General features: G+C 59.2%; 13 protein-coding genes. 10 read left to right on the top strand and 3 right to left on the bottom strand.

Annotation, left to right across the window (positions count from 1 at the left end; genetic code table 11):
• The first annotated feature begins 88 nt into the window (after positions 1–88).
• From HX811_RS28020 to HX811_RS28045, 6 genes are all read left to right on the top strand, one after another.
• The gene (locus tag HX811_RS28020; RefSeq protein WP_177048345.1) at positions 89–1,375 is read left to right on the top strand and encodes an ABC transporter substrate-binding protein; all 1,287 of its coding nucleotides are present in this window, start codon (positions 89–91) and stop codon (positions 1,373–1,375) included.
• A gap of 88 nt (positions 1,376–1,463) precedes the next feature.
• Positions 1,464–2,372: a carbohydrate ABC transporter permease gene (locus HX811_RS28025; RefSeq protein WP_003213011.1), complete on the top strand. Its 909-nt coding sequence runs from the start codon at positions 1,464–1,466 to the stop codon at positions 2,370–2,372.
• On the top strand, positions 2,365–3,210 hold the full coding sequence (locus tag HX811_RS28030; protein ID WP_003213012.1) for a carbohydrate ABC transporter permease: 846 nt from the start codon (positions 2,365–2,367) through the stop codon (positions 3,208–3,210). The genes HX811_RS28025 and HX811_RS28030 overlap by 8 nt, the downstream gene beginning before the upstream one ends.
• 2 nt (positions 3,211–3,212) lie before the next feature.
• Entirely contained in the window at positions 3,213–4,373 is a 1,161-nt protein-coding gene (locus tag HX811_RS28035) for an ABC transporter ATP-binding protein (protein WP_003213014.1), read from the top strand.
• Between the two features lie 105 nt (positions 4,374–4,478).
• Positions 4,479–5,825: a carbohydrate porin gene (locus HX811_RS28040; protein ID WP_003213016.1), complete on the top strand. Its 1,347-nt coding sequence runs from the start codon at positions 4,479–4,481 to the stop codon at positions 5,823–5,825.
• Positions 5,826–6,003: 178 nt separating this feature from the next.
• Positions 6,004–6,849, top strand: coding sequence for a D-hexose-6-phosphate mutarotase (locus HX811_RS28045; RefSeq protein ID WP_003213018.1), 846 nt, complete (start codon positions 6,004–6,006; stop codon positions 6,847–6,849).
• Between the two features lie 142 nt (positions 6,850–6,991).
• Here HX811_RS28045 and HX811_RS28050 read toward each other — a convergent pair whose 3' ends face one another.
• A complete protein-coding gene (locus HX811_RS28050) occupies positions 6,992–7,852 on the bottom strand; it encodes a MurR/RpiR family transcriptional regulator (RefSeq protein ID WP_173406104.1) in 861 nt (286 codons plus the stop codon).
• 218 nt (positions 7,853–8,070) lie between these two features.
• Here HX811_RS28050 and zwf point away from each other — a divergent pair, with 218 nt between their 5' ends.
• Genes zwf through HX811_RS28065 form a run of 3 tightly spaced genes read left to right on the top strand, consistent with a single transcriptional unit; the run spans position 8,071 to position 10,920 of the window.
• The gene (gene zwf / locus HX811_RS28055) at positions 8,071–9,537 is read left to right on the top strand and encodes a glucose-6-phosphate dehydrogenase (RefSeq protein ID WP_003213023.1); all 1,467 of its coding nucleotides are present in this window, start codon (positions 8,071–8,073) and stop codon (positions 9,535–9,537) included.
• Complete coding sequence (gene pgl / locus HX811_RS28060; protein WP_087693179.1) at positions 9,524–10,237, top strand: 6-phosphogluconolactonase; 714 nt, start codon at positions 9,524–9,526, stop codon at positions 10,235–10,237. The genes zwf and pgl overlap by 14 nt, the downstream gene beginning before the upstream one ends.
• Before the next feature lie 17 nt (positions 10,238–10,254).
• Positions 10,255–10,920 (top strand): bifunctional 4-hydroxy-2-oxoglutarate aldolase/2-dehydro-3-deoxy-phosphogluconate aldolase, encoded by a 666-nt coding sequence (locus tag HX811_RS28065; protein WP_003213027.1) that lies wholly within the window; start codon positions 10,255–10,257, stop codon positions 10,918–10,920.
• A 137-nt stretch (positions 10,921–11,057) separates the two neighbouring features.
• Here the strand turns inward: HX811_RS28065 and HX811_RS28070 are convergent, their stop codons facing one another.
• Both HX811_RS28070 and HX811_RS28075 read right to left on the bottom strand, forming a co-directional pair.
• A complete protein-coding gene (locus HX811_RS28070) occupies positions 11,058–12,233 on the bottom strand; it encodes an aminotransferase class V-fold PLP-dependent enzyme (RefSeq protein WP_177048347.1) in 1,176 nt (391 codons plus the stop codon).
• Positions 12,234–12,245: 12 nt separating this feature from the next.
• The gene (locus tag HX811_RS28075; protein WP_003213031.1) at positions 12,246–12,482 is read right to left on the bottom strand and encodes a DUF3820 family protein; all 237 of its coding nucleotides are present in this window, start codon (positions 12,480–12,482) and stop codon (positions 12,246–12,248) included.
• Positions 12,483–12,688: 206 nt separating this feature from the next.
• Between HX811_RS28075 and HX811_RS28080 the strand changes: the two genes are divergently transcribed.
• Positions 12,689–13,156, top strand: a complete 468-nt coding sequence (locus HX811_RS28080; protein ID WP_003213033.1) for a PA2169 family four-helix-bundle protein — start codon at positions 12,689–12,691, stop codon at positions 13,154–13,156.
• Positions 13,157–13,173: the final 17 nt, after the last annotated feature.

A 13,173-nucleotide genomic window follows, 5' to 3' on the forward strand; every position in this document is an offset into this window, starting at 1 on the left:
TTACCTGCACCTGAAAAATCCCTGTTTAAACTCGTTTGCAGCGCAAGCACCGACTTGCATGCATAACAACAAGAAAAAAGGTACTCAGATGAAAGCGATCAGTCGCCTCGCCGTAGCTATTTCCGTTGCCTCGTTGTTTCCCCTCAGTGCTTTTGCCGCCGACTCGAAAGGGACGGTTGAAGTTGTGCATTGGTGGACCTCGGGTGGCGAGAAAGCGGCAGTAGATGTCCTGAAGGCCCAAGTTGAAAAAGACGGTTTCACCTGGAAAGACGGTGCCGTCGCCGGCGGTGGCGGTTCCACTGCCATGACCGTACTGAAAAGCCGCGCCGTTGCTGGCAACCCGCCAGGCATGGCCCAGATCAAAGGCCCCGACATCCAGGAATGGGCGTCCACCGGGCTGCTCGACACCGACGTCCTGAAGGAACCCGCCAAAGAAGAGAAGTGGGACAGCCTGCTGGACAAGAAAGTCTCCGATACCGTGAAGTACGAAGGTAACTACGTGGCCGTGCCGGTGAACATTCACCGCGTCAACTGGCTGTGGATCAACCCGGAAGTGTTCAAGAAAGCCGGTATCGAAAAACCGCCTACCACCCTCGAAGAATTCTACGCCGCTGGCGACAAGCTGAAAAAAGCCGGCTTCATTGCGCTCGCCCACGGTGGCCAGCCTTGGCAGGACAGCACCGTCTTCGAAGCGGTCGTGCTCTCGGTCATGGGGGCTGACGGTTACAAGAAAGCCCTGGTCGACCTCGACGAAAAAGCCCTGACCGGCCCTGAAATGATCAAGTCCCTGACCGAGCTGAAGAAAGTCGCGACCTACATGGACGCCGACGGCAAGGGCCAGGACTGGAACCTGGAAGCCGCCAAGGTCATCAATGGCAAGGCCGGCATGCAGATCATGGGTGACTGGGCCAAGAGTGAATGGACCGCCGCCAAGAAAGTCGCCGGCAAAGACTACGAGTGCGTAGCCTTCCCGGGCACCGACAAGGCGTTCACCTATAACATCGACTCCCTCGCTGCGTTCAAGCAGAAAGACAAGGGCACTGCTGCCGGCCAGCAGGACATCGCCAAGGTCGTGCTGAGCGAAAACTTCCAGAAAGTCTTCAGCATCAACAAAGGCTCGATCCCGGTTCGTATCGACATGTTGCAAGACATGGGCAAATACGGCTTCGACTCCTGCGCCCAGACTGCTGCCAAGGACTTCCTGGCGGATGCCAAGACTGGCGGCCTGCAACCAAGCATGGCCCACAACATGGCAACCACGCTGGCGGTACAAGGCGCGTTCTTTGATGTCGTGACCAACTACATCAATGACCCGAAAGCTGATCCTGCCGATACCGCGAAGAAACTCGCGGCAGCGATCAAGTCTGCCAAGTAACGGTTAGCACTGAATGGCCTTGTGGGGGGACCCCTAACCCCCACAAGGCATGTTCCTGTAGTCCTTTTTCCCTGTACTGGATTTTCCCATGAGTTCTGTTGCTGTGTTCAGCAAAGCCTCGCCGTTCGATGCACTGCAGCGCTGGCTACCCAAACTGGTGCTGGCGCCGAGCATGTTCATCGTTCTGGTGGGCTTCTATGGCTACATCCTGTGGACGTTCGTGCTGTCGTTCACTAACTCGACTTTCCTGCCGACCTACAAGTTCGTAGGCCTGGCGCAATACGTGCGCTTGTTCGACAACGACCGCTGGTGGGTCGCGAGCAAGAACCTCGCGGTGTTCGGTGGCATGTTCATCGGCATCACCCTGGTGATCGGCGTGACCCTGGCGATTTTCCTCGACCAGAAAATCCGTCGCGAAGGTTTTATCCGCACCATTTACCTGTACCCGATGGCGCTCTCGATGATCGTCACCGGTACCGCCTGGAAATGGCTGCTCAACCCGGGCATGGGCCTGGACAAACTGCTGCGTGACTGGGGCTGGGAAGGCTTCCGCCTGGACTGGCTGATCGACCCGGACCGTGTGGTGTATTGCCTGGTGATCGCTGCTGTATGGCAAGCCTCGGGCTTCATCATGGCGATGTTCCTTGCCGGCCTGCGCGGTGTTGATCAATCGATCATCCGTGCCGCGCAGATCGACGGCGCGAGCATGCCGCGCATCTACTGGAAAGTGGTGCTGCCAAGCCTGCGCCCGGTGTTCTTCAGTGCAGTAATGATCCTGGCGCACATCGCGATCAAGAGCTTCGACCTGGTGGCGGCCATGACGGCGGGTGGTCCGGGTTACTCCTCCGACCTGCCGGCGATGTTCATGTACTCCTTCACCTTCAGCCGCGGCCAGATGGGCATGGGTTCGGCCAGTGCGATTCTGATGCTCGGTGCGATTCTCGCGATCATCGTGCCTTACCTGTACTCCGAGCTGAGGACCAAGCGCAATGACTAGTCTTGCTGGCAAACCTGCCATCAGCCTGAGCCGCGTCGCGATCTACGCGGTGCTGATTCTCGCTGTCCTGCTGTACCTGGTGCCGTTGGTGGTCATGTTGCTCACCAGCTTCAAGACCCCGGAAGACATCAGCACCGGCAACCTGCTGAGCTGGCCCACCGTGATCACCGGCATTGGCTGGGTGAAAGCCTGGGCCACGGTTGACGGCTACTTCTGGAACTCGATCAAGATCACCGTTCCGGCGGTACTGATCTCCACCGCCATCGGTGCGTTGAACGGCTATGTGCTGTCGATGTGGCGCTTCCGTGGTTCGCAGTTGTTCTTCGGCCTGTTGCTGTTCGGCTGCTTCCTGCCGTTCCAGACCGTGCTGCTGCCAGCCTCGTTCACCCTCGGCAAGATGGGCCTGGCGAGTACCACCACGGGCCTGGTGTTCGTGCACATCGTCTACGGACTGGCGTTTACTACACTGTTCTTCCGTAACTACTACGTCAGCATTCCCGATGCACTGGTGAAGGCGGCTCGCCTGGATGGCGCGGGGTTCTTCACGATCTTCCGCCTGATCATCCTGCCGATGTCGACACCCATCATCATGGTGTGCCTGATCTGGCAGTTCACGCAGATCTGGAACGACTTCCTGTTCGGCGTGGTGTTCTCCAGCGGTGATTCGCAGCCCATCACGGTGGCGCTGAACAACCTGGTCAACACCAGTACCGGGGTCAAGGAATATAACGTTGATATGGCGGCGGCGATGATCGCCGGGCTGCCGACCCTGCTGGTCTATGTGGTCGCAGGCAAGTATTTCGTGCGCGGCCTGACGGCCGGCGCGGTCAAGGGGTAATCATGGCAACGCTCGAACTTCGTAACGTAAACAAGACCTACGGTACCGGCCTGCCGGACACCCTGAAGAACATCGAACTGTCGATCAAGGAAGGTGAGTTCCTGATCCTGGTCGGCCCTTCGGGTTGCGGTAAGTCGACCCTGATGAACTGCATTGCCGGCCTGGAAAACATCACCGGTGGCGCGATCATGATCGGCGACCAGGACGTCAGCGGCATGAGCCCCAAGGATCGTGACATCGCCATGGTGTTCCAGTCCTACGCGCTGTACCCGACCATGAGCGTGCGCGAGAACATCGAATTCGGCCTGAAGATTCGCAAGATGCCCCAGGCGGCGATCGATGAAGAAGTGGCGCGAGTGGCCAAGCTGCTGCAGATCGAGCACCTGCTCAATCGCAAGCCGGGCCAGCTTTCCGGTGGCCAGCAACAGCGTGTGGCCATGGGCCGGGCACTGGCGCGTCGCCCGAAGATCTACCTGTTCGACGAACCGCTGTCCAACCTCGACGCCAAGCTGCGGGTCGAGATGCGTACCGAAATGAAACTGATGCACCAGCGTCTGAAAACCACCACCGTCTACGTCACCCACGATCAGATCGAAGCGATGACCCTGGGCGACAAAGTGGCGGTCATGAAGGACGGCATCATCCAGCAGTTCGGCACGCCGAAAGAGATCTACAACGACCCGGCCAATCTGTTCGTGGCGAGCTTCATCGGTTCGCCGCCGATGAACTTCATTCCACTGCGCCTGCAACGCAAGGACGGCCGCCTGGTGGCGCTGCTGGACAGCGGCCAGGCCCGCTGTGAATTGCCATTGAACATGAACGATGCCGGTCTTGAAGACCGCGAAGTGATCCTGGGCCTGCGCCCGGAGCAGATCGTGCTGGCCGCCGCCGAAGCCACCGGCGCGCCGACCATTCGGGCCGAGGTGCAAGTCACCGAGCCGACCGGTCCGGACACCCTGGTGTTCGTGCAAATCAATGACACCAAGGTCTGCTGCCGCCTGGCGCCCGATGTGGCGCCGCAAGTGGGCGAGACCCTGACCTTGCAGTTCGACCCGGCCAAGGTGTTGCTGTTCGACGCCAAGACCGGCGAGCGCCTGGGCACTGCCACCTCGTTGCCGGCACAGGATCGTGCGGACAACGTTGCTCAATTCAAGGGACGCTGAAGTTTCAAATGATGTGTAGGGGCTTTTGTGAGAGTCCTGCTCTCACAAAGAAGTAAACCGCGTTAGATAAAAACAGTTAATAACAATAAAGACGAGGATGTAGGGATGAAAAAGCACCACAACAACACCCGGCTGATCTGCCAACTGTCAGCAGCAGCCGCCCTGGTACTGTCCGCCAATGCGATGGCGGACGACGCGTTCAGCGCCGATTCCAAGTGGATGACCGGCGATTGGGGCGGCGAGCGTACCAAGCTGATCGAGCAAGGTATCGACATCAAGGCGGATTACGTCGGTGAAGTCGGTGGCAACCTCAGCGGTGGCTACAACAACGACAAGACTGCCCGTTACGCTGACCAGTTCGGTCTGGGCGTGGCACTGGACCTGCAAAAGCTGTGGGGCTGGGACAACACCCAGGCCAAGATCCAGTTGACCAATCGTAATGGCGCAAACATTTCCAACGACCGTATTGGTGACCCGCGTGCCGGCACCTTGAGCTCGTCTCAGGAAGTCGACGGCCGAGGCCACATGGTGCGTCTGACCCAGTTCTGGATTCAGCACCAGATGTTCGACAACAAGCTGGACGTGAAACTCGGTTACTTCGGTGAAGGCGAAGACTTCAACACCTTCCCGTGCGACTTCCAGAACCTGTCGTTCTGTGGCTCGCAGGTCGGTAACTATGTAAACACCTGGTACAACTGGCCCGTCAGCCAGGCGGCTATCCGCGTGAAGTACAACATCACGCCTGAGCTGTATGCGCAAATCGGTGCGTACAACCAGAACCCGTCGCAACTGGAGCACGGCAACGGCTTCAAGCTCAGCGGCAGCGGCACCAAAGGCACCGTATTGCCGGTTGAATTGGTCTGGTCGCCGAAGGTCAATGGCCTGCCGGGCGAATACCGTGTGGGTTACTACAAGAGCACCGCCGACGCTACCGACGTACGTGAAGACGTCAACGGTAACGATGCTGGCACCACGGGCGCAGCCTTCCGCGTTCGCAGCAGCAAAAGCGGTTACTGGGGCGTTCTGCAACAGCAACTCACCACCCACAATGGCGATGCTTCCCGCGGCTTGAACATCGCGGCCAACGTCACCTTCCACGACAAAGACACCAACCTGGTCGACAACTACCAGTCGCTGATGCTTGTGTATAAAGGTCCATTCGACGCACGTACAAAAGATGACGTGGGTATCGGTGTATCCCGTATCCATGCCAACAGTGACGTGAAGAAAAATGCTGAGTTGCTCAACGCGGCCGGCGGTTTCACGGATTACGACCAATCGGGTTACGCACCGCTGCGTAACACGGAGTACAACGTCGAACTCAACTACGGCATCCACGTCACCAACTGGCTGACCGTGCGTCCCAACCTGCAATACATCGCCAACCCAGGTGGTGTTAAGCAAGTCGACAACGCGGTGGTAGCGGGCCTGAAAATTCAGTCTACGTTCTAACGTTGTTGCGATAAGCTCCTTCTCTCTGTGCGCATTTTGCGGGTAGCCATGGCTATCCGCTTTTTTTTGTGTGGGAGCTGGCTTGCCTGCGATGCGAGCCCCGCGGTGTATCTGCCACACCGAGGCGATGCCATCGCAGGCAAGCCAGCGCCTGCAAAGATATTCAGGACCGTGGCACATGCATGAGCATCCGCTGCAACGCTTTTTCAAATCCCTGCGCGAGCGGCCGGTATTCGCCTGGGAACGCTTCCAGATGCGCGATGTGCTGGTGATTGATCACCCGCTCTGCCAGGCGGTGTTCAGTCGCCAGGGCGCGCAATTGCTGCACTTTCAGCCCACGGGTCAGAAGCCCTGGCTGTGGTGCGCGGCCAAGTGGCCGCAGGTCGGCGCCATCCGTGGCGGCGTGCCGGTGTGTTGGCCGTGGTATGGCCGCCATCCCAGCGAAAACGCCTGGCCGTCCCATGGCTGGGCACGGCTGATCGACTGGAAATTGCTGGACAGCAGCACCGACGACGACGGCGTGCGTTTGCACTGGCAATTGCAGCTATGCGACTGGCAGGTGGACCTGCATGCACACCTGGGGGAAACCCTGGAGCTGCGCCTGGCCACCGAGCACCAGGACGAGCTGCCGTGCCAATTGAGCCATGCTTTGCACGCTTATTGGCGGATTGGCAACGTTGGTGAGATAGCGCTGTCTGGGCTCGATGGCGCGCAGGGCTACGACCAGCTGAATCGCCAGGCGTGCCAGCAGGAAGGTGAGTTGCGTGTCGATGGTGGGTGTCAGCGGGTGTTCCAGCACGACGGTGAACTGCACCTCAAGGACCATGCCTGGCAGCGCGAATTGTGCATCGACACCGGCGAGAGTGCCGACACGGTGGTGTGGCACCCGGGGAGTCGACCGTTGCTGGGGGTGAGCTTCAACGAGGCTGCGGGGTTTGTGTGTGTGGAGTCGGCGATGGCTGCTGCGAGCCTGGCGCCGGGGGAGCGGGCGCATTTGAGTTTGCAGGCGAGGGCGGGGGCTTGATCCGGATGTTCCGGTGTTGCTGATGCCGCTTTCGCGAGCAAGCCCGCTCCCACATTAGACCGAGCTCCACTTTTGGAATGCAGTCGAATGTGGGAGCGGGCTTGCTCGCGAAGAGGCCGGCACATTCACAGTAGATTCGGGCCTAGTTGAATTCATCCCCAACCGGATACCGGCTGTCGTTCAAGCTCTCTTTGATCTTGCGCAAGTGCGGCTGGAAATCCACTCCGCGACGCAAGGTCATGCCCGTCGCCAGTACATCCAGCACCGTCAACTGAATGATCCGCGAGGTCATCGGCATGTAGATGTCGGTGTCTTCCGGCAACGGAATGTTCAGGCTCACCGTACTGGCCTTGGCCAGCGGCGAATTTTCGGCGGTCACCCCCAGCACCGAGGCGCCGTTTTCCCGCGCAATACGTGCTACTTCCACCAGTTCACGGGTACGCCCGGTGTAGGAAATGATCACGAACAACTCCCCGGTGTGGGCCACCGAGGCGATCATCCGCTGCATCAGCACATCGGCGTGGGCCGTGACCGACAGGTTGAAACGGAAAAACTTGTGCAGCGCGTCCATGGCCACCGGCGCCGAAGCACCCAGGCCGAAGAAGTGGATCTGCCGAGCCTGGATCAGCAGGTCGACGGCCTTGCTGATCAGGTTCGGGTCCAGGGCCTGGCAGGCGCTGTCGAGGGACGCGATGGCACTGCCGAAGATCTTCTGGGTGTAGGCCTCCGGGTTATCATCGGCCTCCACCGCGCGGCTGACATACGCCGCGCCACTGGCCAGGCTTTGCGCCAGCTGCAATTTAAGTTCAGGGTAACCACTCACGCCGAACGAGCGGCAGAAGCGGTTCACTGTAGGTTCGCTGACCGAAGCGGCCTGGGCGAGGGCGGCGATAGAGAAGCGGGTCGCCTGCTGCGGGTTGAGCAGGATGACCTCGGCGACTTTACGTTCAGCCTTGTTCAGTTCTTCGAGGCGTTTCTGGATCTGTTCCAGTAGATTTCGCACGCGGTCCATTCATGTTTCCTTAGGGCGACGATGCAAATAAGGGTCGTCAACCAATCGACGAGCGGCCCTTTGCGGTGGCCTATCCTACTGAGGGTAGTTGAACACCACCACTCGGAATACGTTTTTCGGGAAAATGTTGTGGTTATTACTACATTTTTCCTTGAGTGATGCCTTAAAAAAAGGTATTTGTAGCTTAACTTGATAAAAGAACAAACATCATGCCTTCGATAACCGTAGAACCCTGCACCTTTGCCCTGTTTGGCGCCTTGGGTGATCTGGCGCTGCGCAAGTTATTTCCTGCCCTCTATCAACTCGATGGTGCGGGCCTGCTGCACGAAGACACGCGCATCCTGGCCCTGGCCCGTGAGGCCGGTTCCGAGCAACAGCACCTGGCCCACATCGAAAAAGAATTGCGTGGTTACGTTGGCAAGGAACTGGACGAAACCGTCGCCCAGCGTTTCCTGGCCCGCCTGACGTACCTGCACGTCGACTTCCTGAAGGCCGATGACTACGTCGCCCTGGCAGAGAACGCCGGCACTGAACAACGCCTGATTGCCTACTTCGCCACCCCGGCGGCGGTGTATGGCGCGATCTGCGAGAACCTGTCCAAGGTCGGCCTGGCGGAAAATACCCGCGTGGTCCTGGAAAAACCCATCGGTTCGGACCTGGATTCCTCGCGCAAGGTCAACGACGCCGTGGCGCAGTTCTTCCCGGAAAACCGCACCTACCGCATCGACCACTACCTGGGCAAAGAGACCGTCCAGAACCTGATCGCCCTGCGTTTTGCCAACAGCCTGTTTGAAACCCAGTGGAACCAGAACTACATCTCCCACGTGGAAATCACCGTGGCCGAGCAAGTAGGCATCGAAGGTCGCTGGGGCTATTTCGACAAGGCCGGGCAGCTGCGGGACATGATCCAGAATCACCTGCTGCAGCTGCTGTGCCTGATCGCCATGGACCCGCCGGCCGACCTGTCTGCCGACAGTATTCGGGACGAGAAGGTCAAGGTGCTCAAGGCCCTGGCGCCCATCAGCCCGGACGGCCTGACCACCCAGGTGGTACGTGGCCAATACATCGCCGGCTACAGCGCCGGCAAGCCGGTGCCGGGTTACCTGGAAGAAGAGAACTCCAACACCCAGAGCGACACCGAGACCTTCGTCGCCCTGCGTGCCGATATCCGTAACTGGCGTTGGGCCGGGGTGCCGTTCTACCTGCGTACCGGCAAGCGCATGCCGCAAAAACTGTCGCAGATCGTCATCCACTTCAAGGAACCGTCCCACTACATCTTCGCCCCCGAGCAGCGCTTGCAGATCAGCAACAAACTGATCATCCGCCTGCAACCGGACGAAGGGATTTCCTTGCGCGTGATGACCAAGGAGCAGGGCCTGGACAAGGGCATGCAACTGCGCAGCGGCCCGCTGCAACTGAATTTTTCCGACACCTATCGCAGCGCACGGATTCCCGATGCCTACGAGCGGCTGTTGCTGGAAGTAATGCGTGGCAACCAGAACCTGTTTGTGCGCAAAGATGAAATCGAAGCCGCGTGGAAGTGGTGTGACCAGTTGATCGCCGGGTGGAAAAAATCCGGTGATGCGCCCAAGCCGTACGCGGCGGGGTCCTGGGGGCCAATGAGCTCGATTGCACTGATCACGCGGGACGGGAGGTCTTGGTATGGCGATATCTGATTTGAAACTGCCTCAGGGCGTGACTGCCCATGAGTACCGCAACCCGGTGCTGCTGGCGGATGGCTTGGCCAATGACGTGGCCGAACAACTGCGCGCGGCCATCAGTGCCCGTGGCGAAGCGACCCTGGTGGTGTCCGGCGGCCGCAGCCCGGTGGCGTTCTTCCAGAACCTCGCCAAGCAAGGCCTGGACTGGTCCAAGGTGACCATCACCCTGGCCGACGAGCGCTGGGTGCCGGTGGAACATGCCGACAGCAATGCCGGCCTGTTGAAGAAGTATTTGCTGCAAGGCCCGGCGGCCAAGGCCAAGTTCCTGAGCCTGTACAGCGTCGCCGCCACCCTTGACGACGCTGCCGAGCAGGCCGATCGCCTGCTGGCCGAGTTGCCGACGATTGATGTGCTGGTACTGGGCATGGGCGACGACGGCCACACCGCGTCGCTGTTCCCCAATAGCCCGAACCTGGCTGAAGCGTTGAAGCCGGACGGCAGCCGTCGTTGCTGGCCGATGCTGGCGCCGACCGTGCCGCACCAGCGCCTGACCATGAGTCGCGCGCTGCTGGCCACCGCCCACTACACCGTGCTGTCGATTTCCGGCAGCTCGAAATTGACCACCTTGAGCGCCGCGCTGGCCAGTGACGACGTTGCTGCCATGCCGATACGCGCGTTTTTGCAACCTACTCTAGAGATTTACTGGTGCCCATGAGCCAAGGATCAGCCGCGATGAACAGCCCTCAACCTACCGTTTCCATGGCGGACAAAGTTGCCTTGATCGACAGCCTGTGCGCCAAGGCGCGGATCCTGCCGGTGATCACCATTGCCCGTGAACAGGACATCCTGCCGCTGGCCGATGCCCTGGCAGCCGGTGGTTTGACCGCACTGGAAGTGACCCTGCGTTCGCAGTTCGGCCTCAAGGCCATCCAGGTACTGCGTGAGCAGCGTCCGGAGCTGTGCACCGGTGCCGGTACCGTGCTGGATCGTCATATGCTGGAAGCGGCCGAAGTGGCCGGTTCGCAATTTATCGTCACTCCCGGGATTACCCGTGACCTGCTGGAAGCCTCGGTACACAGCTCGATTCCGCTGTTGCCGGGCATCAGCAATGCCTCCGGGATCATGGAAGGTTATGGCCTGGGTTATCGCCGTTTCAAGTTGTTCCCGGCTGAAGTCAGCGGTGGTGTGGCGGCCATCAAGGCCCTGGGCGGCCCGTTTGGCGAAGTGAAATTCTGCCCGACTGGCGGTGTTGGCCCGGCCAACATCAAGAGCTACATGGCGTTGAAAAATGTGATGTGCGTGGGCGGTAGCTGGATGCTTGATCCGGAATGGGTCAAGAACGGCGACTGGGCACGCATCCAGGAAACCACCGCCGAGGCGCTGGCCCTGCTGGACTGATTGGATTTACCGAATCGTTGTTGCTGTGTTCTACGGCATTTTTGCGGTGCACTTGGTCGGTGTGCCGCTTTTTTTTGCCTGGAGGAAAACCCAAGACACCACCCCCGTAGCAGCTGGCGCTCGACAGCTGCTACGGATTAGTTTTTGCAGAGTTCGGTGATGGCTTTGATCAGCGCATGAATGTCTGCCGCTGACGTCAAAAAGCCTGGTGTCACCCGAATACAACTGCCGAACGACGCCCCGCTGCGGGTTGTGGTGAAGAGGTTGTATTCCTTGAGCAGTCGCTCCGCCATCACCTGCTGATCCTGCTTGTCAGTGAACTTGAACGACGTGATCGCGCAATACAGCCGTGGATCGTCGGGCGTCAGCACTTCAATTCCCGGCAACTGCCGCACCTCACTCACCCACAAATCCCGCAGGTAATTAAGGCGGGCGCCCTTGGCTCTGGATCCACCCAGCAAACGATGCTCTTCGAACACCAGCGGCAAGGTCATCAACGCCGGGAAATTCGGCGTGCTGTACGGCGTGCGGGCACGTACATCGGTCACCGGATAGTGAAACTCACCCATGTCCGGATCAATGTCCGCCAACCGTTGCGGGTCGATATAAATAAAGCCCAGGGTCAACGGCGCACCGATCCACTTGTGCAGGTTGAAACCGGCAAACGCGATACCCAACTGCGCCAGGTTGAACTCGATCTGCCCCAGCGCATGGGCGCCATCGAGGATCACATCAATTCCATGTTCCCTGGCAGCGCCGGCAATCGCCTCCACCGGCATCACCAGCCCGGTGCGGTGGGTCACGTAGGTCAGTGCCAGCAGTTTCAGGCGGGGATAGCGCAGGAACGCATCGCGATACGTCTGCACCAGGCTGTCGAAACTGGCCGGGTGTTCGTGGGCAATCTCGATCACTTCTACGCCGCGATTCTGCGCCAGCCAGCGCATGGCGCCCTTGACGGTGTCGTACTCCAGGTCGCTGATCAGCACCTGGTCGCCGGGCTGCAAGCGGTTGTAGTTGCGGATCAGCGACTGCAACGCATCCGAGGCGCAGCGGGTGAGGGCGATGGCTTCAGGATCGGCGTCCATCAATTGCGCCAACTGGTTACGGATCTCGACGTTTTCGCCCTGCTCGAAACGCTGGCGCACATGGATCGAGTTGCTGCGGTTGATGAAGGCGACGTTGTCCTGATACTGCTCAAGTACCGCGCGGCTCATGCGCCCGAAATAACCGTTTTCGAGGTTGATCGGGCCGGGCTCCAGGTCGTAGCGCTGGGCGATGGCGTGCCAGTGTTGTTCGTCGCGGGTACTGTCCATGTGCGTGCTCTATTAATGACGAGGGGCGGGCTTGCCGTGCTTGGCGCGTAGGGGTTCCAGCAGTTCGGATAAACCGTTGTGGTCGATTTCCTGCATCAGGGCCAGCAACCCGCCCAGTTCGCCGTGGGGGAAACCTTCACGGGCGAACCAGTTCAGGTAGGGGCCGGGCAAGTCGGCAATGATCCGGCCCTTGTACTTGCCGAAGGGCATTTCGCGGGTGATCAGCAGTTCAAGTTTTTCAGGGTTCATTGCGGCTTCAGGTGTTTGAGTCGATGCCTTGGAAAATACAGGCATTCTGCATGGAGGCCAAATGACAGATCATGCAAATAAAGCGGATACAGATTTTTGTGTATTAGCTAACTTATTGAAATTTAAGTAATAAATTGTTTTTCAAAAGCTGGCACGGGCGCTGCAATTACTAATACACGTTTCTTAACCCGCGAAGGAATTGAAAAATGACTGATATCAACAAAGAATCGATCTCCGTACTCAACGACCTGATCGAGACCAGCAAAGACGGCCAGGAAGGCTTCAAGACCTGCGCAGAAGACATCAAGCACCCAGAACTCAAAGCCCTGTTTGCCAAACGTTCCGTTGATTGCGGTACCGCCGCTGCCGAACTGCAGACCGCAGTAAGAGCGCTGGGTGGCGATCCGGAAGACTCCGGCAGCGTCGCCGGTGCCTTGCACCGTGGTTGGGTCGACGTGAAGTCGATGGTGACCGGTAAAGACGAAGAAGCCGTGCTGAACGAAGCCGAGCGCGGTGAAGACCACGCACTGAAGGCTTACAAAGAAGCGATCGAGAAGATTAACAAGCACAACCTGCTGGGCATTCGTGACCTGGTAGAGCGTCAGTTCCACGGCGCGCAACGCAACCACGACCAGGTGAAAGCCCTGCGTAACCAGGCTCGCGCTCAGTCTTGAGCCCCGCCTGAATAAAA

The sequence above is a fragment of the Pseudomonas sp. F8002 genome (assembly GCF_013385495.1).
GTDB lineage: Bacteria > Pseudomonadota > Gammaproteobacteria > Pseudomonadales > Pseudomonadaceae > Aquipseudomonas.